The organism is Pseudoalteromonas sp. SCSIO 43201 (assembly GCF_023716725.1).
Taxonomy (GTDB): Bacteria; Pseudomonadota; Gammaproteobacteria; order Enterobacterales; family Alteromonadaceae; genus Pseudoalteromonas; species Pseudoalteromonas peptidolytica.
Genome location: NZ_CP072683.1, coordinates 2,076,701 through 2,101,542, shown reverse-complemented (window position 1 = coordinate 2,101,542; position 24,842 = coordinate 2,076,701). Strand labels below are relative to the sequence as shown.

The following is a 24,842-nucleotide window of genomic DNA, read 5'->3' as shown; positions in this document are numbered from 1 at the left end:
CTCAAGTCACCGCAGTTTTCTGGGGATAATGATAAAGGCGTAGTCAGGGTATCTACGCCTTGGATACTAATTGCTAACTTAGGGTCGCCGGCTTAGTGATTACCTTGAGCCGGAGACATGTATGGTTTTGTCAGAGATTTTTGCTATGTCTTTGATGCTCGTTTTTACATTTTCATCAGCACCTAAATACTTTGCTACAGTATTGAAGCCATAGGTGGCTGCAAATTCGCCGACAGGAAGATCGTTACAGTGTAGCTTGTCTTCAATGATACGCTTATCTAAACGGCTACTTTTTAGTGTGTTATGTAGATGTAGCTTGTTGTCTTTAACGACAGACATACATACTTTGGTGGCGATCGAGTCGTCTGCGGGACTGAAATTAGCAGCTGATGCGCTAGCGGCAGCAAAAAGTGAAGTAAGACATACTAAATTGAACAGTTTCATGATTAGCTCCTTGGCTATCTCTTGGACACCTAGTTAGTATTGCCAAAGATCCTCGTGAATGCTGTAAATCAAGTAATTCGGAATGTAATAGAGTATTACAAGTGTGTATTTGTTTTTTACTTCCCTGTTTTAAAAGGTATTTTTTTCTCCACTCCGTCATATTTGGAAAAGTTTTTTTATCAAAATAAGAATATTTACATTTAATTAATGCGGCATCTCACAAAAGCATGCGATTTTTTAACCAATGGACGGAAATATGTCAAAACGTGTCAATACTGACGTTAATTTACATTCCAGATCAATGGTTAGATTTTGTCTCTCCCGAATGTCAAAACATACGTTATAATAAGGGGCGTTCGTCGTAATTACTTGTCACTAAAGCGCATAATTGCGTAAATTAGTGGTGTACAAGTTAAAGTCACAAAAAAACAATAGAGATGACAAAAATGGTTAAATATACTCCCTCCATAGTTGTAGCTGGTATTGCCGCTGCGCTGATGGGTTGTCAGGACAACGGCCCTCAGAAAGAAAAAGTAACAATAGAAAAAAATCCCTATCCGAGCACGTATAAAGCAGTACCTTCACGATCCACTTTAATTACTAATGCAACTGTGTTAACGGGGACTGGTGATAAGATTGAGCAAGGTGATGTGTTTATTGTTGACGGGAAAATCCAACAAGTTGGCAAAGATTTGTCCGTCACAGCTGATACCACAATAGATGCACAAGGTAAGTGGGTCACGCCCGGCATTATTGACGTGCATTCACATCTTGGTGCTTACCCTAGCCCAAGTGTAGAGTCACACAGTGATGGTAACGAGATAGTTAACCCAAATACCTCACAAGTTTGGGTCGAACATTCTGTTTGGCCTCAGGATCCCGGGTTTAACCGAGCTCGGGAAGGGGGGATCACTACATTACAGATCTTACCAGGCTCAGCCAATTTATTTGGGGGTAGAGGGGTTACATTGAAAAATGTGCCAGCACCAACAATGCAAGCGATGAAGTTTCCAGATGCACCTTACGGCCTCAAAATGGCATGTGGTGAAAACCCTAAGCGCGTATATGGATCAAAGGGCGTCGCACCGTATACTCGTATGGGTAATATGGCTGGCTATCGAGAAGCGTGGATTGAAGCCGGTGAATACAAGCGCGCTTGGGAACAATATGAAGCAGAATATGCTGCTGGCTTGAATCCAGATGCACCGAAACGTGATATCAAACTTGATACCTTACGTGGAGTGTTAGACGGCGAGATTTTAATTCATAACCATTGTTATAAAGCTGAAGAAATGGCCATGATGATCGACTTGTCAAAAGAGTTTGGTTATCACGCAGGGACATTCCATCACGGTATTGAAGCATATAAAGTTGCTGATCTTTTGGCTGAAAATGGTAACTGTGCGGCACTTTGGCCAGATTGGTGGGGCTTCAAAATGGAAGCGTACGATATGGTTCAGGAGAATGTTGCTATTGTTGATGCAGTGAAGAACTCTTGTGCAGTGGTTCACTCAGATTCAGGTACAACTATCCAGCGCCTAAATCATGAAGCATCAAAAGTGATGAATACAGCTAATCAGTCAGGCTTCAATATTAGTGAGCAACATGCTATCAAATGGATCACTGCCAATGCAGCAAAATCTCTTGGGATCCAAGACAAAACTGGATCGCTTGAGCAGGGTAAGCAGGCCGATGTGGTGATCTGGAACACGAATCCTTTTAGTGTTTATTCTCAAGCAGAGCAGGTATTTATAGATGGTGGCAAAGTTTATGACCGCAACGATGAAAAATACCAAGCAGTTAGTGACTTTATGTTAGGTCAAAAGTAAGGAGTTGATGAGATGAAAACCATGAAATTAGCCATGATCACTAGCGCTTTACTTGCTCATTCGGCTGCATTTGCAGAAGTCACTGCAATTACAAATGCCACTCTACACACCGCGACGGCTGAAGGGGTGATTGAGGGGGCCACGCTACTAATTGAAAACGGTAAAATAAAAGCGATTAGTCCAAATAACATAAATGCTGATGTGACGATTGACGCCAGTGGTAAAATTATCACGCCAGGGTTTATCGGCTCCATGAACCAACTAGGTTTGGTTGAGGTGGGGGCAGTCGCAGCCTCTCGGGACGCCGGTGATGACGCAGCTGGTATAGACTTTGATGCAAGTACTGCATTTAACCCTCGTAGTAGCTTGATCGCGTACGCAAGAAAGGGTGGTGTTACACAAAACTTAGTTACGCCCTGGGGTGGCAAAAGTGAATTCGCAGGGCTTGGCTTTGTGGTTGATTTATCGGGTACGTTTGATAGCGTAACTGATAGGCAAAGCGCTTTAGTTATTCACTTGGGTGCCAAAAGCGAAGGGTCTCGTGCAAAGTCATTAGATAATGTCGTCAAAAAGCTTGCGTCGCACCAAGAAAAGCAAAATAAAAAGGATGATAAAGACAAAGCTAAACCAACCGCTGAAGAGCAGGTGTTAACTCAAGTGTTAGCGGGCGAAATGCCAGTTATTGCTTCGGTATCACGAGCTTCAGATATATTAGAAGTGATTAAAGTTAAGGAGCAGTTTGGCCTTGACCTAATCATTAAAGGTGCTAATGATGCTGTATTAGTCGCTGACGAGTTAGCTAAAGCTAACGTGCCAGTTATCCTCAGTGCGGTGTCAAATTTACCCTCTAGTTTTGATTCTATGCACGCAAGCCTTGATAATGCTGGAAAGCTAGAAAAAGCCGGGGTGGAAGTTATTTTGTCCATTGGTGGTGATGGAAGTCACAATGTTTACCAGCTGCGTTTTGATGCAGGTATTGCTGTAGCAAATGGTATGAGCCATGCTGGCGCATTAAAGGCAATTACTGCAAACCCAGCGGCTGCGCTTGGTATTGATGGTGGTGTAATAGAAGTTGGCAAGCGCGCAGATATTGTGATGTGGAGCGCAGATCCTTTTGAATTTAGCACTACAATTGATAAGATCTGGATCAATGGCGAGGAAGTGTCTACCGAGTCACGCCACGATAAACTAAGAGACAGATATACGACAGATTCTGATATGCCAAGAGCGTATACGAAGTAATATAGTTAAGAATAGCTTAAAAAGCCTAAAATAGTCTAAGGTTTTAGGCTTTTTAAATTATAAATAGCTTTGTATAGCGTTGCTATTTTTCAAACAGGTTATGTAATCGTGAATTCAAGCCCGAAGCGTACTTCTCGTTAAATTAGGCTGCTTTGCGTAATTCATCGAAATATCACGGCTGATTGCCTAAGCCCTAGGAATTTTCTCGGCCTCGCATTTAGCGCCTGTTCTATGTGCGCAATTTGCTTAAGCTTTCCCCTGTTAGCGCACTTTTTCATTAGCCCGAAAAGCAACTATATAGGCGCCTGTTTCTTTTTTCACTAGTATATAGCGAAGTTTAGGTTGAGATTAATCAGGCACCGTCACACTGAGTTGAAATCTCTATCTTAATTATATTGTTGTGTAAAATATAATAATCTAAAATATTTAAAACTCTCTTTTTATTAATGTTGATTTTGGTTGTTTTTTAAACTACCCTTGGTTTGGTTTTAAAGTAAATATTTAAGGATAAATATATGAAAAGAACATTTGGAATAAATGATTTTATAATCTACTTTGCTTTTGCCTTAGTCTTCAGCTGTAATGCTCAGGCTAATTCTGAACTAAACACTGATCTTAAACATAATATGACAGCCTGCCATGGATGTAGCGAAAGCTATAGTCAATCTGCCGCTAAAGACGCATGGGAACCTGGGGAAAGTGGCACTATTTTCGTATTAAATACCCAGCGTGAACACTTAAAAAGTATTATGTATATTATGAGTGGATCCAAGTTGACCCTACCCTGCGAGTCCCAAAAAAAGAGTGAGAGGTGAAGTATTATCATCTAGAGAAAGAGAGTATGGGCAAAATATTGTTCAAGTCTTTAATGATTTTAAAGAGCGCTCATTAACCTATGAAGTTAACCGAGGCTCTCTCCATACTGATTTAGTTGTTAGCTCAAGTTCCTATGGTAACAACGCTTATGACTTTGTTCGGAGTTCACAAATGCGAGATGAATTATTTGATACGCACTTTCGGCTTGGATATAATAGAGTTTCAACCTTAGTAAATAGGATTACTTCTGCTCTTAACATAAAAAGATTTGCGATCTTTTCAGAGAAATTTGATTTTAATATAATTTTTCCAGATGGCTCATACGTAAAAGTTGAACCTAACCTACATAGACAAACCTATAACATAGTTGAAGTTAAAGATGGAGACGGCAACACCATCCCTGTCACGCCCCCCAATACACCACAGTATTATCAGCATAGGCAATGGGCTCGTTATGAAAATTTCAAAGAGTATGTGTCAGAGCTAGGCCTAAGAATGCGACAAGCTGAATTGTCTCGCTCTTGCCCGAGAATAAAGACGAGTTGCACTATTTCCTCTGACAATAGTCGGATGACCTGCTTAGCGTCTTGTAGTTAGTCAGTGACTTTGTAACTCATTAATATTATATATAAAAAGGAATAATTATGAATATTAACTTTAAGATCTCATTTGTATTTATCTTGTTTTTCAGTTTTATTTGCCATTCAAGCACAGAGAAAGTGAGTAGTAATCAATTTAGATTATTAGGTGGTTGCCATGGATGCCAAGATATTGAGGCTAGAAGTGTTGCAATAGAAATATTAGGCATAGGCAATAATGGCATTGTTTTTATTTATGATTTTGTAAATAGAAACTTGAGCAAGGTCGAAATTTATCATGATAAAGCGAGTGTTGAGAGTGAGCAAGTTTACATACCGCAATACAGAGTACTTTCATTAACTGAAAAAGAGTCAATGGCGCTTGAACCACTAGAATCATTATTTCTGGAAAGCTTGAATTATGGTAGCTATTTGAGCGAATCACCCTACTTGATAGCAGCTCACCAGGTTGAAGGGGATTGGAGCAAGGAGAATGCAAATGACTTTATCTTAACATCGGCGATGAGAAGTAGCTTAAATAAGGAAATTATTGTTAATCTAAAAAGTCGTATCAAGCCTTTGCTAATTTCAATTAGAGATATTTTGGATATGGATACCAATGAACTTGTAGATTTAAAGCTCCTTCATAAATTAGTGTTTACCGATGGAAGTTATGTGCTTGCGGTTGAAAGTGAGCAAAGTGACGGCGAGGATTTTAAAGTACTTAATGCTTACGATAGCCAGCATAACGTGTTGGAAACGTACTAAGAGAACTGATTCCAAATGCTTAATTAGGAGCCAATATGAAAAAATATCTTTTAGGGCTATTATTAATATTTCTCTCATTAGTGAGCTTTATAGCATACTGTGGTTTTCAAGCTAAATATAATGTCTTAACCAGCTGTCATATGTGCTCCGATTTAAAAAAACAAAGTGAGGCAATTAGAGCGCATACGGGGCAATTAGGAGAAAAGGTTTATGTCTATGACTATAGCTCACGAAGCTTGTCAAAATATCAAATAGCATCTAAGTTGGTATTGACGGACAATGGCGTTGTGGATATTGATTATGCAGTGCCTGAACCATTGTCTATAGATGAACGGTTGGCTCAAGTAATGATTGATAAAGTTTTTGATGGGGTAATTGCTTCAAACTAATTTTAACTTATTATGATTAAATATGAAGCTTATGGAGTAATAAGCTTCATATTTTTTATCAAGTATTATCAAATACATTTGGCGGGTTTTGGCAATCCGGCTATTTTTGTTGCTTGTTTGGCTGGGCCTTTTGGAAATAGCTTATATAAATAGATGCTATTACCTTTATCTTCGCCTAGTGCTTTAGCCATTGCCTTTACCAGCATGCGGATCGCGGGGCTGGTATTGTATTCGAGATAAAAATTTCTTACAAATTCAATGACTTCCCAATGTGCATCTGAAAGCTCAATATTTTCTTCTGCGGCTAGAAGGGGTGCTAAATCTTTAGTCCATTGAGTATGATCTAGCAAATAGCCTTGTTTATCTGTCTCTATAGTGTGGTTGTTAAATTCTAGCATGATGATTACCAAGTAATTGAATTGTTCATCGTAATGGTCAGCTCAACCCAGTCTTTGTCAGAAATAAGCTTTACTCCGGCTTCTGGGACAATACCTCTGGCACTGGCGCAAGTTTGCAGCATCACCACATTTGCATCCCCAGCTGAGATACGCGTTTGCCCAAAGCAGCCATCATTACATAATAAAATTGTGTCGTGATGGGATACAAACTGCAGCTGATTGCATGCTTCGATACTAGAAATAATATGTAGCGTACTCATAGTGTCACCACAAAGTCATGTTGTTTGATTAACGCAAGGATTTCATGTTGATTTTTGATTTCAGTAGCAACAGCAAGGGAGTGTGCCGATACGTTGAACTCCTCCATCGCTGACTGACAGGCATAAACCCGCTCGACATCATAAATTTCCAGAGTTTTTAATTGCTTAAACATGTCTTTTAAACCCAGTAGTGGAGCATTAAGGGCTTTCTGGAGCGATAGCACAGCAGAACCGGTAAAAAGCCAACTTACTTGTTGATCAATCGCTGCATAGATTAGTGCGACATCGAGCGCTTCTTTCAGACTATTTTGGTCAAATGGACTGGTTTGAGAAATAATTAACACGTTTTTACTCATTTAAACTGCACCCACTTATCAGACTTACTCGAGATCATGGCAAACTCCGCAAGGCCAGCAACGGTGAAAGGGCTAACGTCTTCGATGTTAACGCCGCGCTTTTCCGCAGCGGTGACACACAGCAACAGGGGGATCCCTTTATCTTTGATGCGTTGCCAAAGTGCGTTTAGTTGCAATTCGTCGGAAGCGTGTATGATATTTTGACTGGCGTGATAAACACCATCTTGGTATAGAAAGATACACGCGATTTGATGGTCACTTTTAATAGCGGCATCGACATACCGCTCTAGTAAAGTTAACTTTGATTGTGCAGCTACGCCAAAGTGCACTGATATGGCTATTTGACTCAAATTTTACTCATAAAAAAAGCCCCGTAATGGGGCTTATTTTATCAGAAATTCTGAGTTAGTCATCCGACGAACCTAAAAGGGCAAGGATACTGGTAAATAAGTTATAAATACTTAAATACAAGCTCACAGTTGCAAGCACGTAGTTTGTCTCGCCGCCGTTGATAATTCGGCTTGTATCATAAAGGATAAAGCCAGACATTAATAAAACAACTGCCGCGTTAATTGCCATAAACGCGATGCTCGATCCAATGAACAAGTTTACTAGGCTTGAGATAATAACCACGATTAAACCAACCGTTAAAAAGCCACCCATAAACGAGAAGTCTTTTTTGGTTGTTAGTGCATAAGCGGATAAACCAAAGAAAATGAGTGCGGTCGTACCAAGCGCTTGTGCGATTAGCATACCACCGTTTGGTAATGCTGCGTAATGGTTGAGCATCGGACCTAAACCAAAACCCAGAATACCGGTGAACAAGAAGACCAAACCTATCGCGGATGAAGAATTTGCCTTTTTACCTATTACGAATAACAAGCCAAAAGCCACAAGTGAACATACAATCCCCGTAATTGGCGGAAGTGCCATTGTCATAGAAATTGCAGCGGTTACGGCGCTAAATGCCAATGTCATAGCCAATAGGAAGTAAGTGTTTTTCAACACTTTATTGGTTTCCATTGTCGACATTAGCGGTTTTGCAGTGTTGTATGAATGATTGAATGCCATGATTCAAGCTCCTTAGTAAAACATGCTGTCCCAAAAATAACTCGGACAAGAGTATCAATAGTTATATGTTGGGGCAATGGTTTCTAGATCAATATCGCTGTTAATGTGATTGTATATATCATAGTTTCTTTTTAGCTTAAGACATTGAATATTGTGATAAGTTCGCAGAAACACAGCAAACAGCTTAATTTTGATTGCTAATTATCCGAAAGGGGCGAAATTTACGCAAACAGTCAAAAAATTTAAAAAAAAGCTTCACAAGCGCAGGGGGATTATCTATTATTCGCCCCGCTGCGGAGAGATGGCTGAGTGGTTGAAAGCACCGGTCTTGAAAACCGGCATACGTTAATAGCGTATCTAGGGTTCAAATCCCTATCTCTCCGCCACTTATTTTTGATTTATGCCATAGTGCGTAAATTTTAGGTTTTGGAGAGATGGCTGAGTGGTTGAAAGCACCGGTCTTGAAAACCGGCATACGTTAATAGCGTATCTAGGGTTCAAATCCCTATCTCTCCGCCACATTTCAAGCCCTCGAATTCGAGGGCTTTTTTGTTCCTAGTATCAAGTTTTTCCGCGCTATATTTTCAGCCGTATATACTCGATTAAAATCCCTATTAGACCAAAGTCTGCTAGTGCAGGGTCTTGGCTTGCACAATACTCTATCATGTTGAATAAATAATATGTGTAGAGAGTGTTGAATATGAAACAAGTTGGCAAAGGGGTAGGGTTTTCTTTATTGTCCCCATTGATCGTAGGCAGTGTACTTGGTATCTACTACAGCTTTACACTCGGTCGCAGTGAGATGTTCTTTAACTTACTACTTAGTGCAATTTCGAATGCTTATATCGTTGGTCTTGCCATGTGCCTATTCGTTGTCCCTGGATATATCCTCATGTTTAAGTACAACAAGGTGCAATATAGCGGTTTGCTAACATTGGGTTTACTTGGTGGTGCGCTATTCAGCTATCTTTTTTCCACACAATCGGGAGTGGGTTTTATTGTTAACGCCTTAATGTCAATGCTAGCAGCAGGGCTTTTCTTGTTTGGTTTGCGGGCACGCAATCATAAAACTGAGTGATAATTGACCGAGTAGCGTAGCTTTTACAGATAATTAATACTTTTTCAGTCGAAAAGGTTTTAATTATTTCTCCGAAAGAGTACCTTTAGCTTTTGTCGTTCAATTCGTGAATTTGATGGTAATGCAAAAGCAAGATTTTTATCAAACTTTAGTGAAACAAGCTCAGGGCTTGATCAGTGGTGAGCATAACATGGTTGCCAATATGGCTAACTTGAGTGCGCTTTTATTTACAACCCTTGAGGATATCAACTGGGCTGGGTTTTATCTTATGGACAGTGCAGATGAACTTGTACTTGGACCATTTCAAGGTAATCCAGCTTGTATCCGTATACCAGTAGGAAAAGGGGTGTGCGGAACTGCTGCGGCAAGCTGCGAAACGCAGCTGGTTGAAGATGTTCACGCATTTTCGGGTCACATTGCATGCGACGCGGCATCAAATTCAGAAATCGTCATCCCTGTCTTCAAAGATAATAAAGTGATAGCTGTGCTAGACATCGACAGTCCTAGTCTGGCAAGATTTGATGAGCAAGACAAAAAAGGCTTAGAAGCATTTGTTAAAGTTTTTGAGGAAACACTTTAATGAAGGATATGCTTCAGGTACAAGATTATTTGTTTTCCTATGCCGATGTTGGTGATTGGGAAGGCGAAGAAGAGGTGGTTGCAGAGCGCTTAAATGAGCTTATTCATCACGCCTGGGATTTACTCCCTGAAGATTTAGATTGCGATACAATTGATAATCTCATCGAAGGCATTTGGGAACATCTTCGCGGTGATTTGGCACTTCTTGAAGCAGATATAGAAGAGCTAACTGACTGGGTAACACACTATATAAACTCGTCGCTCGATGAGCAGATGTAATTAATAGGTTTAAAAATGGAAACCACAAACAAGCTAAAAGACATAAATGAAGTATTAGACTTCTTATTTTCCGAATTTCCTAAGTGCTTTAAGCAAAAGGAAGGGATCAAACCACTTAAAGTAGGTATTTTTAAAGATATCGCAGAGCGTATTGAAGGGTCTGACAAAGTCAGTAAAACTCAGGTACGTCAAGCGCTTCGTAAATACACATCTAATTGGCGCTATTTAGAAGCTGTCACTAAAAATGAGTTCCGTATTGACCTTGATGGTAATCAAGCCGAAAAGGTTGAGCAGGAACATGTGGAGCATGCGGAAAAGGCACTTGCTGAGAGCCGCGCTAAAATGGCTAAACGCAAAAAGCCACAGCGTCCAAACAATCGTGATGGCGAAACAAAATCTTACAAAAAGAAACCACATGGAAGGGATCGTCAAGACCAAAAACGCCCTAAAATGAATAATAAACCTGCTGAAGTTAAACCTAAGCGCAGTGGTAAAGTTGAACCTTTACCAGCAGAACAGGTCAAGGTTAATAACAAAGTAAAAGTTAAGCTTGGTCAAGCGCTTGTTAATGCTACTATCACTGAAGTTAAAAATGACGAAGTGCACGTAGAGCTTGTAACAGGAATGCAAGTTAAGACCAAAGCAGACAGCCTATTTATCCAATAAGGAGTTGTATATGAGTAAAAAGTTACCACTCATTTCCCTAGTCGCAGCGTTCGTATCGAGTGTTTCTTTAGCCTCGACAAGCACAGTCACCATTAAAGACTTGCCGGTTCTTAAACCTGAAGCGCAGCATACAACGGCTAGTAAGCGAGTGACCAACTTATTTACTCGACAACACTATAAACGCTTCAGCTTTAATGATGCGTTGTCTGATAAGATATTCGACCGCTATGTAGAAGCAATCGATTTTAATAAATCCTTGCTGTTGCAGTCGGATATCGAAAGCTTTCAGCAATACAGAAAGCGCTTTGACGACGCATTGATTTCAGGCAAACTCGAGTTTGCCTATGACATGTTCAATTTGAGTATGAAGCGACGTTTTGAACGTTATGATTTTGCAATAGGTCTCCTCGAAAAAGAAATGGACTTTGAGAAAAAAGACGAGTTCATCTTTGATAGAGAAGACGATAACTACGCAAATTCAATGGTTGAGCTTGATGAGTATTGGCGTCAGCGTGTTAAATCAGATGCGCTGAGATTGAAACTGACTGGTAAAAACTGGGAAGAAATTAAAGAAATACTCACCAAGCGATACAAAAATGCACAAAAGCGCTTGGCCCAAACTAACAGTGAAGATGCGTTTCAAGTCATTATGAACGCTTTTGCACGTAGCATCGAAGCACATACCTCTTACCTGTCCCCTCGAAGAGCCGAGCAATTTAAGATGGACATGGATCTTGAGCTTGAAGGCATCGGGGCGGTGTTGAGTTATGATGAAGACTATACAGTTATCCGTAGCTTAGTGCCTGGTGGGCCCGCAGATAAAACTGAAAAGCTGAAACCAGAAGATAAAATTATCGGTGTCGCGCAAGGTGAAAAAGAATTTGTAGATGTGATTGGCTGGCGGTTAGATGACGTTGTCGATCTCATTAAAGGACCAAAAGGCACTACAGTACGTTTACAGTACTTGAAAGGAGCTGATAGCCACGGTACACCAAAAGTGGTTGAGATTGTCCGAGACAAAGTAAAACTTGAAGACCGCGCAGTAAAGTCAGAGGTATTTGAAGCTAAGTACTCTGATCTGCAGAGCAAAATTGGAGTTATTGAAATTCCAAGTTTTTACAACAACCTTTCTCAAGATGTAAAAACTGAACTTGCCAAATTAAAAGAAGCAGAAGTTGACGGTGTGATCGTCGATTTACGACAAAATGGTGGTGGTTCTTTGTATGAGGCGACACAGCTATCAGGTCTCTTTATCGACCAAGGCCCTGTTGTTCAGATCCACACAGCATATAATCGAGTTGAAAGCCAACAAGATAGAGATGGCATTACATTTTACGATGGTCCCTTAACTGTACTTGTTGATCGTTATAGCGCATCAGCATCTGAAATTTTCGCCGCTGCGATGCAAGATTATGGCCGTGCCGTTGTGATTGGTGAGCAAACCTTTGGTAAGGGTACGGTTCAGCAACATCGTGGGCTGGGTAAGAATTACGATTTATTTGAAAATCCTTTGGGAAGCGTAACTTATACCATTGCTAAGTTTTATCGTATTGATGGTGGTAGTACGCAGCACAAAGGCGTGATTCCAGACATTTTATTGCCTTCAGCTGTCAACCCTGAAGATTGGGGGGAAAGTCAGGAAGATAACGCATTACCTTGGGATAGCATCGTTAGGGCCAAATACTCAAGTTTGGATAATTTATCTTCTATGATCCAATATTTAAGTAAGCGCCATGACGAGCGAGTTCAAAAAGAGCCTGAGTTCACTTATGTCTATCAAGATATTGAACAATACAAGGCACGTAAAGACGATAAATCTATATCTTTGGTTGAAGCCGAGCGAATTAAAGAGCGTGAAGAGCGAGATGCACTCGTACTGAAACGTACAAATGAGCGCTTGAAACGACTTGGTTTGGAACCCGTCGAAGATTTAGACGATGCACCTGAAGTCATATCTGAGCTAGATCCCTATCTAGAAGAGGCAGCACTGATCACACAAGATCTCATATCGTATGGTCGAATAGCCAAACAAGGTTCGTAACTGATAAAAGGCGCTTCAAGCGCCTTTTATCTTTGTATCATCCTATCTAACCTTAGCTGCTGATAATTGATGCTAGCTATTGGTGCGCAGTTACCTTAGCGAGAGCAGGACGTGGAAGGGGGTCCCCTAAAACTTTCTGTCTAGACAAGGAGAAAGCGAAGTTGTGTCCTAGCAACAATGAGTTAGAATATTCCTTATCTAAACCTCAGGTTAATTAGTGAAATTGGTATTACTTTTATTTTACAATCTTTGCTATGATCTGCGAAATTTTTTGGGCTAATACTTTTTTGAGGCTTTTTGAATGTTAAATGTGGTTTGTCCACATCGTACAAGGATATTCAAAACGGCTCAAAACGGTATACTACAAATAAAATAATTATAAGCATGAGTCGTCGTGCATAGGAGTATTCCTTTTGAAACAACAAAAACAGCCGTCATTTGTCGACGCGCTTATCCCGATTACGCTGCTTGTCACTTTACTGGGGGCCGCCGTATATCTGTATGGTGATAGTTCTTCGTCGGGTCCTAACCAAATAGCATTGTTATTTGCTACTTTCACAGCTGCATTAATTGGCTTGAAAAATGGCTACACTTGGAAAACTTTGGAAGAAGCGATGATCAAGGGGATCACGATTTCCCTTGGTGCAATTATCATTCTGTTGATGGTTGGTGCCTTAATCGGCACATGGTTACTATCCGGAACTGTTCCGACGTTAATCTATTACGGTTTGCAGGTTATTAATCCAAGCTGGTTCTATGCCGCGAGCTGCTTGATCTGTGGTGTGGTCGCGATGAGTATCGGTAGCTCATGGACAACGGCTGCCACTATTGGTGTTGCACTGCTTGGTGTTGCGACAGGTTTAGGGCTAGACCAGGTGGTCACGGCGGGCGCTGTTATATCCGGAGCATACTTTGGTGACAAACTTAGCCCGTTATCTGAAACGACTAATCTCGCTCCAGCAGTAGCTGGAAGCGATTTGTTTGATCATATTCAACATATGCTGTGGACGACAGTCCCAAGCTTTGTCATCGCACTTATTATTTTTATCTTTATGGGCTTCAACGCTGAGGTAAATAGCGAGGCCGGACGCATAGATGAGATCGTTTCTATATTACAAAGCAACTTTAATATAAATATTTTCATGCTAGTTCCACTATTAGTGCTTCTGGGACTTGCGATTAGAAAAATGCCCGCCTTTCCCGCTATTTCGATTGGCGCTGTGATCGGTGCTGTTTGGGCTGTTTTGTTTCAAGGAGAGTTAATTGCGAGTCAAATTGATCGCAGCCAAGGTGAATTAGTTGGCTATATTAAACTCGTATGGGCAACCTTTTTTGATGGTTTTGCCCTACAAACTGGCGATGCAAAAATGGATGATTTGCTCAGCGGTGGTGGAATGTCCTCAATGCTTACCACAACTTGGTTAGTGATGACTGCACTGATGTTTGGCGCGATAATGGAAAAAACGGGTCTTTTAGATGTATTTGTACGCAGTATTTTAAAAATAGCGAAGAGTACGGGCTCACTTATTGCGTCAACAATAGCTACCTGTGTTGGCACAAACTTGGTTGCTGCCGATCAATACATAGCGATAGTTGTTCCAGGACGAATGTTCAAAGAAGAATATAAAAAGCGAGGCTTAAAAAGTGTCAATCTTTCTCGTACGTTAGAGGATGGCGGTACTATTACCAGTCCACTTATTCCATGGAATACCTGTGGTGCCTACATGCAGAGCGTACTTCTGATCAATCCATTTGATTATGCCATGTATGCGTTTTTTAATTTGATTAACCCATTATTAGCGGTTATCTATGCGTATCTTGGTATTAAAATTTTGAAAATTACGCCACCAGAGATGAAGGTTGAAGGATCAAAGTAAGTGCTGAGATTTGAAAAGAAGCTACAAGGTTACTGATGACAATCGACGGTAGCTCAGATCCAAAAGCGAAAATCGCCTACAACGATTGAAGATGGGCGTAAATGAATTTATTTAATCACACGCCCCAATTTGGGGCGTTTTTGTAAGGAATATCTATGACTCAAAAACCACAAGCTAAATATCGTAAGGACTATATTGCACCTAGCCATCAAGTCGATGAGTTGTCTTTGACCTTTGAGTTAAGTCCACGAAATACCATAGTGACTGCTGTTAGTAAATTTCGTGCAGCTGCTGGCGCATCACAGCTAGTATTGGATGGGGTTGATTTAGAACTGCAATCCTGTCAAGTAAACGGTAAAGAGTGGCACACTCGTGAGCAAACAGAGGCTAAGCTTATATTGAATGAGCTGCCAGCTGAATTTGAACTCACCATTGTGACTCACATATCTCCACAGACTAATACTTCTCTTGAGGGGTTATATTTATCTGATGGTGCTTATTGCACACAATGTGAAGCTGAGGGCTTTCGTAAGATCACCTACTTTATGGACAGACCCGACGTACTTACCACTTACACTGTGACTATTATCGCAGAAACTAAGTATCCATTTTTGTTGTCGAATGGCAATAAAGTGGAAGAGGGCACACTTGAAGATGGCAGACATTTTGCCAAGTGGCATGACCCATATAAAAAACCCAGCTATCTATTTGCTTTGGTTGCAGGCAGCTTTGATATTTTAGAAGATACTTATCAAACCAAGTCTGGGCGGAAAGTTAAATTAGCGCTATTTGTAGATAAGGGTAATTTACACAAAGCACCACATGCTATGACTTCATTGAAAAAAGCAATGGCATGGGATGAGCTGCGTTTTGGGTTAGAATATGACCTAGATATTTATATGATAGTGGCAGTAGATTTCTTCAACATGGGGGCAATGGAAAACAAAGGCCTCAATGTTTTCAATAGTGCTTGTGTACTTGCAAGCCAAGAAACTGCAACAGACCGAGATTTTCACACTATTGAATCAATCGTTGGCCATGAGTACTTCCATAACTGGACTGGTAATCGCATTACCTGCCGAGACTGGTTTCAGTTGAGCTTAAAAGAGGGGCTTACTGTATTTAGAGATCAAGAATTTAGTAGCGATCTGGGGTCTCGAGGGTTAAATCGGATAGACGCGGTAATGGCGATGAGAACTCATCAATTTGCTGAAGACTCTGGCCCAATGGCCCATCCAATCAGGCCTGAAAAAGTAATAGAAATGAATAATTTCTATACAGTGACTGTATACAATAAAGGGGCCGAGGTGATCCGCATGATGCATACTTTGCTCGGTGAAGAGAACTTCCAAAAAGGGATGCAGCTTTACATTACCCGACATGATGGTCAAGCCGTGACCTGTGATGATTTTGTCAATGCTATGATGGATGCCTCTGGCGTTAATTTAACGCAGTTCAAGCTGTGGTATGAACAACATGGAACGCCTAGACTAAATGTAGTGACAGAATACGATAGTGCTGCACAGCGCTATACAATGACAGTTACACAGCAGCATGCAGATAGCGATCCGATAAAAGCGCCGTTACATATTCCATTCAAATTGGAATTGCTTGATGAGCAAGGGCTGAGCATCCCGTTATTGACGCAAAAGGGTGAAATTCAAAGAGCACTCGATATTACTGAGTTTGAACAACGCTTTGAATTTGAGCAAGTGGCAACAAAACCTGTACCTGTACTATTAGAAGATTTCTCTGCACCGGTAATTATGGAATACAATTATTCCACTGATGAATTGCTACATATTTTGCGTTTTGCACGAAGCGACTATGCTCGCTGGGAAGCGATGCAGCAGATATTTATGATCGCCGTCAAAGCTGCGATTGATTCTGGTGATTATAGCTTAGACAGTAAGGTACTCGGTGCCTTATCTTCATTGGTTAAGCACCTAGAAGGAGATCTTGCACTGCTTGCAGAGTTATTAAGTTTACCTACTTTTGATACGCTTGCGAGTCAGTTTAAGACAATTCCAGTAGACGCGTTAGTGAATGTATCTAAGGCATTTGAGTCACAGATTGCTCAGGCACTACAGCAAGACTTGGAACTCGCTTATACTTCATCAACCGAGTCAGGTTCTTTAGATGCGCAGGATGTGGCCGTTCGGGCATTTAAAAATAAAGCCTTATACTACTTGGTTAGAACTGATTCGACACTCGTTGAAGATGCGCTGAGGACACAATTTGCGTCAGATAATATGACCACTAAACTTGCATCTCTCAAAGCTGTGGTATCAGCTGAGCACGAGAAGATGGAAGCCTTATTCAGCGAGTTCGACAGTCAGTGGCGTCACGACGCGTTGGTAATGGATAAATGGCTGGCACTACACGCAAGCTTGCCAAATGATGAAGTGATAACGAAAATAAATACACTTTATGACCACCCATGTTTTGAAAAAGGCAATCCAAATCGAGTACGAGCACTCATTGGTAGCTTCACCCGCAGTAACCCGGCTCAATTTCATCGAATTGACGGCAAAGGTTACGAGCTACTTGGCGACCTTCTAATCGAGCTAAATGGCATCAACCCACAAAATGCTTCCCGCATGATCACGCCGTTTATGTCTTGGCGACGCTATGATGAGACGCGTCAGAAGCTGATGAGAACACAGCTGGAGCGTTTGGCGAGCCTAGAAGGGCTAAGTGATGATTTATATGAAAAAGTAGAAAAGGCGTTGGCGCAGTAAATGAAAGAGTACTTCTTTTACATGGAATTGAGTTATGACAAGTGCCTTGGTTATTACCATGGGCACTATACTTCAGTACAAGTGATCGAAGATGGCGGGAAGACGATACGCTTTCCCGCTGAGCGTATTCGTCCATTTATTTCATCGATTGGGATCAGAGGCAGATTCCGCTTAATTTTGGATGATAGCAACAAGTTTCTGTCGTTAGAAAAAGTTACTTAGTATCAGCCAAACTGAAAAACATATTTTATTTTTGTTAAATGAGTTTGTTATAAGCTTGAAATACGTGTTATAAATTATCTGGTAGGACGTCTTACCAAGAGTAAAATGCGCCCCTAGAGGCGAAAAAGCGTTGATTTAATGGCGTAGTATTTGTATTTTCTCGCTTTCGCTTCTATCGTTTAGACAACAAAAAACAATAACTCTAAGAGCTTAAGCTCTAGACAAGACCCGCCAAAAGGGGGAGAAATAATGATAAAAAGATCGCTCTTTGTGAAAAACAAAATCATGCTCGGTCTTAGTGCGGCAATCATGGGAGCTGCCGCGACATCAGTACAAGCTGCTAGTTTTGAAGTTGGTGAGTTCGATATCACTTTCGACTCAACGTTCTCTTATGGTCAAAGTATTCGTGTAGAAGACCGTAATTTTGACTTCATCGGTAAGAGTAATCATCCTCAGTTTAATTGGGATGGTTATAAAGCAACGACTGGCAATACGATCTACTCTTCGTCTCAAATATGGTCGCAACAGGGCGCCTATTCAAATAATGGTGATGCTGGTAATCTGAATTTTGATTCAGGCGATACCTTCTCACAATTATTGAAAGGGACGCACGATCTCGCAATAACCAAAGACAACTTTGGTTTATTTACACGCTTTATGTACTTCTATGATTTTGCGATGGAAGACGGAGACTTTGCATATGCCAACCCGGTGTCTGGTAAGAAAGTAGACCCGTGTGAAGATGATAATACAAGAGAACAAGTTTGTTCAGACTTTCGTTTACTTGATGCCTTTATCTGGGCTGATTTTGATCTGAATGACGGTAAAAACCCACTATCGATACGTTTAGGCCAGCAGGTAGTAAACTGGGGTGAGAGTACGCTGATATCACATGGTATCAATGTTAACCCGGTTGATATCGATAGACTCAAAGCACCAGGTTCAGAAGTCAAAGAAGCTTTTATCCCTGTTGGTATGCTTTGGGCGTCAATTGGCTTATCTGAAAACGTAAACCTTGAAGGCTTCTATCAGTATCAATGGCACGAAACAAGACTACCAGCTACCGGCAGCTACTTCTCAACTAATGACTTTGCTTCTGAAAACGGCTACATGCAAAACGTTCAGCTTGGTTTTACCTCAAACCCTGATATTGATTTGTATCACTTGACCGATGCACTTAATAGCTTATACGCCGACGCAACAGCTTCACTTGTTGCACAAGGGGTTGTGCCAACTGCCGAAACAATAGGTCAGACAGCCGCTGCGATGTACATGGCATATCCAACGAGAGTAGCGCTTAAAGGAAAGGGTGCAAGTGGTATCAGCGAGCCTGATGATGGTGGCCAATATGGACTACGTTTAGGCATATTCTCGCCTGAGCTTAATGATACTGAATTTGCGCTATATTACATTAACTACCATAGCCGTAGACCGCTTATTTCAGGTAAGGCATCTAACTTTACTGGTGCCGCGCTAGCTGCTGATCTGGATTACATTAGAAATAATCCTATTACAGAAGACAACATCACAAATCTAAATGCGTTCACGCAAGCAAAGATCACATACCCTGAAGACATCAAACTTTATGGTTTGAGCTTTAATACGGCGCTTGGTGAAACTGCGCTATCTGGTGAAATTGCGTACCGAGAAGATGAGCCTCTCCAAATTGATGATGTTGAGTTATTGTATGCAGGTATGGTTGAACAACTTGCAGCTGCAGGGATAAGAGAAGACTTTGAAGGTTTCTCACAGTTAAGCCAAGGTGATGATATTGCCTTCGTAAACCCTGGAGAAATTGCGCAAGGTTATATATTACGAGACACCATCCAAGCACAGTTGACAGCAACACATCTATTTGGCCCATCTTTGGGGGCTGACAGCTGGGCTGTTGTCGGTGAAGTCGGTGCCGTAACAATCAAAGATATGCCAGAGTATGATGAACTTCGTTTGAACGTGGCCGGTACTGGTCGAAGCGGAGTAATTGAAGGTGTATCGGGTCGAGAGTATGGATTAATACATCAGGCGGTTTCTAATGGACCTGAAACAAATCCATTCCCATCTGCATCAGCATGGGGCTATCGACTGATTGCTAAAGGGGAATACAACAACTTATTTAGTGGCGTTAACTTCTCACCAAAGGTTGTGTTTTCGCATGATGTGAATGGTATAACACCAGATCCAATGTTCTTATTTGTTGAAGATCGTAAATCACTTGGGATTAACCTAAACTTTAACTACCTGAACACTTGGTCATTTGATTTTGGCTACAACACCTTCTGGGGTGGTGGTAAAACAAATACCTTCGCAGATCGTGACTTTGTCTCATTCAATATTAAGTATTCAATTTAAGGGCTTTCGTTATGTTTAGAAAACCTACATTTATCGCAGCAACAATAATTACAATGATGTCTGCAAGTAGTGCAATGGCTAAAATGAGCCCAGATGAAGTTGCACGTTTAGGAAAAGATTTAACACCAATCGGTGCTGAGAAGGCAGGTAATGCTGATGGTAGCATTCCAGCGTGGAATGGTGGTATTACTGCGCCACCAGCAGGTTATGAGGTGGGAATGCACCACCCAGATCCATTTGCCGATGACAAGGTGCTATTTACAATCGACAAATCGAACCTCGATAAATACAAATCGTTATTGAGTCCAGGTCAGATTGCTCTATTTGAAACGTACCCAGATACGTTCAAAATGAATATCTACCCGACGAGACGAAGCGCGTCTTATCCTCAGTTTGTTTACGATGCAACGAAAAAGTATGCGACAACAGCTGAACTAATTGAAGGGGGTAACGGGATCAAGAATACCGCTGTTGGTATCCCATTTCCTGTTCCTAAAAACGGCTTAGAAGCAATTTGGAACCACCTATTGCGCTTCCGTGGTTTGTCTATTGCCCGTTATGGTGGTCAGGCAATGCCAACAGAGTCTGGCGATTACAATATTATTGGTTTCGATGAACAGTTATTGGTGAAGTATTCAGCGACGGATGCAACACCTGAAGCGTTGCAAGAGTCAAATATTCTATTTAAGTTCAAGCAGCGTGTAACCGAACCTGCGCGTCTAGCTGGTACGGCTTTATTGGTGCATGAAACCATGGACCAAATTTTGACTCCTCGTCAGGCCTGGACATACAACACCGGCCAGCGTCGTGTTAGACGCGCGCCAAACGTTGCCTATGACGCACCTGGAACAGCGTCAGACAGCTTACGTACAACAGATGATTTTGACATGTTTAACGGCTCACCAAATCGCTATGATTGGAAGCTAGTAGGCAAAAAAGAAATGTATATTCCGTATAACAGTTACAAGCTACATAGCGATAAATTGAAGTACGAAGACATTCTGATGGCAGGTCATATTAACCCAGAACATGTTCGTTATGAAAAGCATCGCGTGTGGGTAGTTGAAGCTAACCTAAAAGAAGGCACTCGTCATATTTACAAAAAACGCGTGTTTTATATTGATGAGGATAGCTGGCAAATCCACGTAGCTGATATATACGATAATCGTGATCAGATGTATCGAGTAGCGATGGCACATGGTCTGAACTATTATGAAGTGCCTACACACTGGAGTACGTTAGATGTTTATTACGATCTGAACTCTCGTCGTTATCTTGCGATTGGTTTAGATAATGAAGAAGACATGTATGACTTCAGTCAATCTTTCAATGATAACGAATTTACTCAGGGTGCTTTGCGCCGTGAGGGTCGTCGTTAATTAGTGAAACATCAGGCTGGAGCTATCTCGCTTCAGCCTTCTTCCTCCTTTCCTCTCACAACTCGAGTGTTTTCTCATGATTAAGAAAGTAGTAGCAGCCTCGATATTAACTATGGCGCATTTAGCTGTGGCCGAAAGCAGCGATCAGATTGCTCCGCAGTCAGCCTTAATGGTCGCACACCCAGAACAGACACTATTTACAGATATTACCGACACAGGTAAAGCATTAGTCGCAGTGGGTAAACATGGCACAATTATATATAAAAAGGCAGAGCAAAAATGGACACAGGCATCAGTGCCAGTTCAATCCTTACTAACTGCAGTGACATTTAAAGGTAATGATATAGGTTGGGCCTGTGGCCATGATGCCAGTATTTTAAAAACCACAGACGGCGGCAAAACGTGGACAGTGAAGCAGTATTTGCCACAGCTCGAAAAGCCTTGTCTAGACATTGAATTTGTTAACCAGCAGCACGGTTTTGCAGTAGGTGCTTATGGGATGTTTTTTGAAACGTTTGATGGTGGAGAGTCTTGGAATAAGCGGTTTATTAGCGAGTTTGTTCATCCCGATGATGTTGAATACCTAAATGACTTAAAAGAACAAGATCCGGCTGGTTATGAACAAGAAACTGCATTTATTCTACCGCACTTTAATCGCTTACTTATCACGGACGATAACATGTACCTTGCAGGAGAAATGGGCTTGGTTGCTCAAAGTGAAGATCTGGGCAAAACATGGCAAAAGTTTGACTCATTTTATCGAGGTTCTTTTTTTTCTATCAACGAAACCAAAGATAATCACTTCGTCGTAGCGGGGCTTCGTGGCAACGCGTTTATCGGTAGTGGGCAGCAAGTTCAACAATTAAAAACAGATAAAACTGCCACAATTAACAATATTATTGTCGATGATTCAACGACTTACATGCTCGCCAACAGCGGTGTCATTTTTAGTATTAAAAATGGTGAAGTTACTTCAAAGCAATTAAAAAATGGCCACTCAATTTTATCTGGCGTGCTTAAAAACAAGAGCTTAGTCCTTGCGACTGAACAGGGGATTGCTGAAATAGAGGTGGGTAACTAATGCAATCATTTTTAAATCAGTTAGTTTATGTCATCTTTAGGCATCGCATTACCGTTGTCACATTTTTTATTTTGACCACGTTATTTTTGGGGTATAAGGCAACCCAAATTCAGTTAGATGCGTCATTTAATAAAAATATTCCATTGAATCATGACTATATGAAAGTCTACCTAGAGCACGAGAAGCAATTTGGTGGTGCAAATAGTATTCTGATTTCGGTGTGTGATAGAGACGGCGATATTTTTAATGAACCGTTTTTTACCCAGCTAAAAGCGGTTCATGACCAACTCTACTTTATTCCTGGGGTAAACCGCCCGTTAGTAAATTCTATCTTTGCACCCAGCGCGCGCTTTGTTGAAGTTGTTGAAGATGGCTTTGCAGGCGGACCTATCATTCCGGCCAATTTTCAACCAAATGAAAAAGGCCTTAGTGTTGTAAAGCAAAATATTGAAAAAGCTAAAGTAGTTGGCCGCATGGTTGCCAGCGACTATTCATGTGCCATGGTCACAGCACAGTTAATGGAAATTGATCCACAAACACAAGAAAAGCTAGATACGTTGGCATTTGCACAAAAACTAGAGTCAGAAATCAGAGCACCACTGAGTACTGATAAAGTTAGCATTCACATTATTGGCTTTGCGAAAATGGCCGGTGATATTGCCGATGGCGCAAAAGGTGTGGTGTTATTTTTTGCACTTGCCATCGCATTTACGTTCATCATGGTTTGGATGTTTTGTAAAAGCTTTAAGCTAACTTTATTGCCGATAGCGTGTTCATTTATCGCGGTTATTTGGCAGATGGGTTTATTAAGCACACTAGGCTTTGGTGTTGACCCCATGTCTATTTTGGTACCATTTTTGGTATTTGCAATCGGTGTAAGCCATGGCGTGCAAATGATCAATGCAATTGGTAAAAAGGTGGCTGAAGGCGTATCAAGCAAAGTTGCAGCAGAAGCAAGCTTTAAAGCGTTGTTGATCCCAGGTGGTATTGCGCTGTTATCAGATACGGTGGGCTTTTTAACCTTACTTGCGATAGATATAGGTATTATTCGTGAGCTAGCCATTACAGCAAGCTTAGGTGTAGCAGTTATTATCTTTACTAACTTAGTATTACTGCCAGTTATGGCGTCTTTTTTCGAATCAGCGAATATCAAACGAATTGGAGACGGTAAGAGTACGAGTCACGATGTGTTCGAGTCAATACGAGAGACACTTGTTAAGACAACGGACAAAAAAGTAGCTCGTGTGATTTTATTCATCAGTGTATTACTTTTTGCGTTTGGATACTGGCAATCAGATAAAATGCGCATTGGGGATTTACATGCTGGCGCACCTGCTTTACACGAAGATGCCAGATACAACCAAGACACCTTCTTAATTTCAGACCGCTATGCAATTTCGTCAGACATCCTTAAAGTGATAGTCGAAGCATTCCCCGCAGCATGTACTGATCACGATACGATGGCACGTATTAGCCGTTTTCAATGGCGCATCGAAAACCTCCCTAGTGTGCAATCAGCGGTCTCTTTGAGCTCTGTAGCTCAAGCTGTGAATGCAGGGTACAACGAGGGTAATTTGAAGTGGCAGGCACTACCAAGAAATAGTGCTTCTTTAGTACAGGCCACTTCTCGAGTTGAGACTAGCTCAGGGCTTTTAAACGGCGATTGCTCAGTGATGCCTATAATTATTTTTATGGAAGACCACAAGGCCGAGTCGATAGATCACGTTATTACTCAGATCAAAGCTTTTGCTCAAGAAGAGGGCACGGATGATGTTGCGTTTAGATTAGCATCAGGCCCCATCGGGGTGATGGCCGCGACGAACGAGTCAGTGTCACAAGCACAGGTACCTATGATGATCTATGTTTATGGTGCTGTGATCTTATTGTGCTTGGTAAGCTTTAGAAGCGTGCGAGCGACCATCGCGGTTGTGCTGCCACTGTACATTGTATCAACACTTGCGCAAGCGCTGATGGTGCAATTAGAGATAGGACTAACGGTGTCAACGCTACCTGTGATTGCTCTTGGTGTTGGAATAGGTGTCGATTACGGCATTTATATTCTATCCTCTATGATGGGACAGCTTAAGCAAGGTATGCCGTTGTCAGCGGCTTATCGTAATGCGTTAGCCGAGCGCGGTAGTGCTGTACTGTTTACGGGTATAACACTTGCTATCGGAGTAAGTACATGGATCTTCTCTGCGCTTAAGTTTCAGGTTGATATGGGTATCTTATTAACCTTTATGTTCTTGGTTAATATGCTGGGTGCTGTGTTGCTTTTACCGGCAATTGGAACGCTTCTCTGGTCTGACCAGAAAAAATAATGTGAATAATTGTGCTCCTTTTTATTTGGTATTGGCGATTTATATCTATTTTTTGTGAATAGTTGAGCAAACAGCTGA

Annotated in this window: 23 protein-coding genes, 2 tRNA genes and 1 pseudogene; 19 read left to right on the top strand and 7 right to left on the bottom strand. The window is 41.3% G+C overall.

From position 1 onward, the window contains the following. Window positions 1-99 precede the first annotated feature (99 nt). Complete coding sequence (locus J8Z24_RS09040) at window positions 100-444, bottom strand: DUF3718 domain-containing protein (RefSeq protein WP_176032395.1); 345 nt, start codon at window positions 442-444, stop codon at window positions 100-102. Window positions 445-890: 446 nt separating this feature from the next. Between J8Z24_RS09040 and J8Z24_RS09035 the strand changes: the two genes are divergently transcribed. Further along, window positions 891-2,273, top strand: coding sequence for an amidohydrolase (locus J8Z24_RS09035; protein WP_128731316.1), 1,383 nt, complete (start codon window positions 891-893; stop codon window positions 2,271-2,273). A 12-nt stretch (window positions 2,274-2,285) separates the two neighbouring features. Further along, window positions 2,286-3,515, top strand: a complete 1,230-nt coding sequence (locus J8Z24_RS09030) for an amidohydrolase family protein (protein ID WP_252094549.1) — start codon at window positions 2,286-2,288, stop codon at window positions 3,513-3,515. A 142-nt stretch (window positions 3,516-3,657) separates the two neighbouring features. Here J8Z24_RS09030 and J8Z24_RS21955 read toward each other — a convergent pair. Continuing rightward, a pseudogene (locus J8Z24_RS21955) lies at window positions 3,658-3,763 on the bottom strand (IS30 family transposase); the annotation flags it as partial. A 267-nt stretch (window positions 3,764-4,030) separates the two neighbouring features. On the opposite strand from J8Z24_RS21955, the gene J8Z24_RS09025 reads away from it, so the two are divergent. The 3 genes from J8Z24_RS09025 (at window position 4,031) to J8Z24_RS09015 (ending at window position 6,066) form a co-directional block, all read left to right on the top strand. Continuing rightward, a complete protein-coding gene (locus tag J8Z24_RS09025) occupies window positions 4,031-4,330 on the top strand; it encodes a hypothetical protein (protein WP_252094548.1) in 300 nt (99 codons plus the stop codon). A 645-nt stretch (window positions 4,331-4,975) separates the two neighbouring features. Then, window positions 4,976-5,677, top strand: coding sequence for a hypothetical protein (locus J8Z24_RS09020; RefSeq protein WP_252094547.1), 702 nt, complete (start codon window positions 4,976-4,978; stop codon window positions 5,675-5,677). 35 nt (window positions 5,678-5,712) lie between these two features. Continuing rightward, the gene (locus tag J8Z24_RS09015) at window positions 5,713-6,066 is read left to right on the top strand and encodes a hypothetical protein (RefSeq protein ID WP_128731320.1); all 354 of its coding nucleotides are present in this window, start codon (window positions 5,713-5,715) and stop codon (window positions 6,064-6,066) included. 68 nt (window positions 6,067-6,134) lie between these two features. On the opposite strand, the gene J8Z24_RS09010 is transcribed toward J8Z24_RS09015, so the two are convergent. Genes J8Z24_RS09010 through J8Z24_RS08990 form a run of 5 tightly spaced genes read right to left on the bottom strand, consistent with a single transcriptional unit; the run spans window position 6,135 to window position 8,151 of the window. Further along, window positions 6,135-6,464, bottom strand: coding sequence for a TusE/DsrC/DsvC family sulfur relay protein (locus tag J8Z24_RS09010; RefSeq protein WP_252094546.1), 330 nt, complete (start codon window positions 6,462-6,464; stop codon window positions 6,135-6,137). A 5-nt stretch (window positions 6,465-6,469) separates the two neighbouring features. After that, the gene (locus tag J8Z24_RS09005) at window positions 6,470-6,724 is read right to left on the bottom strand and encodes a DsrH/TusB family sulfur metabolism protein (protein ID WP_128731322.1); all 255 of its coding nucleotides are present in this window, start codon (window positions 6,722-6,724) and stop codon (window positions 6,470-6,472) included. Continuing rightward, window positions 6,721-7,080: a DsrE family protein gene (locus J8Z24_RS09000; protein ID WP_128731323.1), complete on the bottom strand. Its 360-nt coding sequence runs from the start codon at window positions 7,078-7,080 to the stop codon at window positions 6,721-6,723. The genes J8Z24_RS09005 and J8Z24_RS09000 overlap by 4 nt, the downstream gene beginning before the upstream one ends. Continuing rightward, window positions 7,077-7,430, bottom strand: coding sequence for a sulfurtransferase complex subunit TusD (gene tusD / locus J8Z24_RS08995; protein ID WP_176032398.1), 354 nt, complete (start codon window positions 7,428-7,430; stop codon window positions 7,077-7,079). The genes J8Z24_RS09000 and tusD overlap by 4 nt, the downstream gene beginning before the upstream one ends. Window positions 7,431-7,485: 55 nt before the next feature. Then, a complete protein-coding gene (locus tag J8Z24_RS08990) occupies window positions 7,486-8,151 on the bottom strand; it encodes a Bax inhibitor-1/YccA family protein (RefSeq protein ID WP_252094545.1) in 666 nt (221 codons plus the stop codon). 295 nt (window positions 8,152-8,446) lie between these two features. On the opposite strand from J8Z24_RS08990, the gene J8Z24_RS08985 reads away from it, so the two are divergent. The 14 genes from J8Z24_RS08985 to J8Z24_RS08920 all read left to right on the top strand — a co-directional run bounded on the left by J8Z24_RS08985 (window position 8,447) and on the right by J8Z24_RS08920 (window position 24,764). Next, window positions 8,447-8,537, top strand: a tRNA-Ser gene (locus tag J8Z24_RS08985). A 42-nt stretch (window positions 8,538-8,579) separates the two neighbouring features. Continuing rightward, a tRNA-Ser gene (locus tag J8Z24_RS08980) sits at window positions 8,580-8,670 on the top strand. A 181-nt stretch (window positions 8,671-8,851) separates the two neighbouring features. Next, window positions 8,852-9,229 (top strand): hypothetical protein, encoded by a 378-nt coding sequence (locus J8Z24_RS08975; protein ID WP_128731326.1) that lies wholly within the window; start codon window positions 8,852-8,854, stop codon window positions 9,227-9,229. Window positions 9,230-9,350: 121 nt separating this feature from the next. Beyond that, window positions 9,351-9,809 carry a free L-methionine (R)-S-oxide reductase MsrC gene (gene msrC, locus J8Z24_RS08970; protein ID WP_125252716.1) on the top strand — a complete coding sequence of 153 codons (459 nt, stop codon included), beginning with the start codon at window positions 9,351-9,353 and terminating at the stop codon, window positions 9,807-9,809. Beyond that, entirely contained in the window at window positions 9,809-10,087 is a 279-nt protein-coding gene (locus J8Z24_RS08965; RefSeq protein WP_125252717.1) for a hypothetical protein, read from the top strand. The genes msrC and J8Z24_RS08965 overlap by 1 nt, the downstream gene beginning before the upstream one ends. 15 nt (window positions 10,088-10,102) lie before the next feature. After that, window positions 10,103-10,753, top strand: a complete 651-nt coding sequence (gene proQ, locus J8Z24_RS08960; RefSeq protein ID WP_128731327.1) for an RNA chaperone ProQ — start codon at window positions 10,103-10,105, stop codon at window positions 10,751-10,753. Between the two features lie 10 nt (window positions 10,754-10,763). Next, the gene (gene prc, locus J8Z24_RS08955; protein ID WP_128731328.1) at window positions 10,764-12,794 is read left to right on the top strand and encodes a carboxy terminal-processing peptidase; all 2,031 of its coding nucleotides are present in this window, start codon (window positions 10,764-10,766) and stop codon (window positions 12,792-12,794) included. Window positions 12,795-13,207: 413 nt separating this feature from the next. Next, entirely contained in the window at window positions 13,208-14,671 is a 1,464-nt protein-coding gene (gene nhaC, locus J8Z24_RS08950) for a Na+/H+ antiporter NhaC (RefSeq protein ID WP_128731329.1), read from the top strand. Window positions 14,672-14,826: 155 nt separating this feature from the next. After that, window positions 14,827-17,412 (top strand): aminopeptidase N, encoded by a 2,586-nt coding sequence (gene pepN, locus J8Z24_RS08945; RefSeq protein WP_252094544.1) that lies wholly within the window; start codon window positions 14,827-14,829, stop codon window positions 17,410-17,412. Continuing rightward, on the top strand, window positions 17,413-17,634 hold the full coding sequence (locus J8Z24_RS08940) for a DUF2835 domain-containing protein (RefSeq protein WP_125252722.1): 222 nt from the start codon (window positions 17,413-17,415) through the stop codon (window positions 17,632-17,634). A 249-nt stretch (window positions 17,635-17,883) separates the two neighbouring features. Further along, complete coding sequence (locus J8Z24_RS08935; RefSeq protein ID WP_128731331.1) at window positions 17,884-19,983, top strand: DUF1302 domain-containing protein; 2,100 nt, start codon at window positions 17,884-17,886, stop codon at window positions 19,981-19,983. Between the two features lie 11 nt (window positions 19,984-19,994). Beyond that, window positions 19,995-21,362 (top strand): DUF1329 domain-containing protein, encoded by a 1,368-nt coding sequence (locus J8Z24_RS08930; protein WP_125252724.1) that lies wholly within the window; start codon window positions 19,995-19,997, stop codon window positions 21,360-21,362. Between the two features lie 76 nt (window positions 21,363-21,438). Further along, a complete protein-coding gene (locus J8Z24_RS08925; protein WP_252094543.1) occupies window positions 21,439-22,443 on the top strand; it encodes a WD40/YVTN/BNR-like repeat-containing protein in 1,005 nt (334 codons plus the stop codon). Next, window positions 22,443-24,764, top strand: coding sequence for an efflux RND transporter permease subunit (locus tag J8Z24_RS08920; RefSeq protein WP_176031794.1), 2,322 nt, complete (start codon window positions 22,443-22,445; stop codon window positions 24,762-24,764). The genes J8Z24_RS08925 and J8Z24_RS08920 overlap by 1 nt, the downstream gene beginning before the upstream one ends. Window positions 24,765-24,842: the final 78 nt, after the last annotated feature.

Coding starts and splice junctions, on each gene's coding strand:
- J8Z24_RS09040 (WP_176032395.1), bottom strand. CDS start 444: ATGAAACTGTTCAATTTAGTATGTCTTACTTCACTTTTTGCTGCCGCT.
- J8Z24_RS09035 (WP_128731316.1), top strand. CDS start 891: ATGGTTAAATATACTCCCTCCATAGTTGTAGCTGGTATTGCCGCTGCG.
- J8Z24_RS09030 (WP_252094549.1), top strand. CDS start 2,286: ATGAAAACCATGAAATTAGCCATGATCACTAGCGCTTTACTTGCTCAT.
- J8Z24_RS09025 (WP_252094548.1), top strand. CDS start 4,031: ATGAAAAGAACATTTGGAATAAATGATTTTATAATCTACTTTGCTTTT.
- J8Z24_RS09020 (WP_252094547.1), top strand. CDS start 4,976: ATGAATATTAACTTTAAGATCTCATTTGTATTTATCTTGTTTTTCAGT.
- J8Z24_RS09015 (WP_128731320.1), top strand. CDS start 5,713: ATGAAAAAATATCTTTTAGGGCTATTATTAATATTTCTCTCATTAGTG.
- J8Z24_RS09010 (WP_252094546.1), bottom strand. CDS start 6,464: ATGCTAGAATTTAACAACCACACTATAGAGACAGATAAACAAGGCTAT.
- J8Z24_RS09005 (WP_128731322.1), bottom strand. CDS start 6,724: ATGAGTACGCTACATATTATTTCTAGTATCGAAGCATGCAATCAGCTG.
- J8Z24_RS09000 (WP_128731323.1), bottom strand. CDS start 7,080: ATGAGTAAAAACGTGTTAATTATTTCTCAAACCAGTCCATTTGACCAA.
- J8Z24_RS08990 (WP_252094545.1), bottom strand. CDS start 8,151: ATGGCATTCAATCATTCATACAACACTGCAAAACCGCTAATGTCGACA.
- J8Z24_RS08975 (WP_128731326.1), top strand. CDS start 8,852: ATGAAACAAGTTGGCAAAGGGGTAGGGTTTTCTTTATTGTCCCCATTG.
- msrC (WP_125252716.1), top strand. CDS start 9,351: ATGCAAAAGCAAGATTTTTATCAAACTTTAGTGAAACAAGCTCAGGGC.
- J8Z24_RS08965 (WP_125252717.1), top strand. CDS start 9,809: ATGAAGGATATGCTTCAGGTACAAGATTATTTGTTTTCCTATGCCGAT.
- proQ (WP_128731327.1), top strand. CDS start 10,103: ATGGAAACCACAAACAAGCTAAAAGACATAAATGAAGTATTAGACTTC.
- prc (WP_128731328.1), top strand. CDS start 10,764: ATGAGTAAAAAGTTACCACTCATTTCCCTAGTCGCAGCGTTCGTATCG.
- pepN (WP_252094544.1), top strand. CDS start 14,827: ATGACTCAAAAACCACAAGCTAAATATCGTAAGGACTATATTGCACCT.
- J8Z24_RS08940 (WP_125252722.1), top strand. CDS start 17,413: ATGAAAGAGTACTTCTTTTACATGGAATTGAGTTATGACAAGTGCCTT.
- J8Z24_RS08935 (WP_128731331.1), top strand. CDS start 17,884: ATGATAAAAAGATCGCTCTTTGTGAAAAACAAAATCATGCTCGGTCTT.
- J8Z24_RS08930 (WP_125252724.1), top strand. CDS start 19,995: ATGTTTAGAAAACCTACATTTATCGCAGCAACAATAATTACAATGATG.
- J8Z24_RS08925 (WP_252094543.1), top strand. CDS start 21,439: ATGATTAAGAAAGTAGTAGCAGCCTCGATATTAACTATGGCGCATTTA.
- J8Z24_RS08920 (WP_176031794.1), top strand. CDS start 22,443: ATGCAATCATTTTTAAATCAGTTAGTTTATGTCATCTTTAGGCATCGC.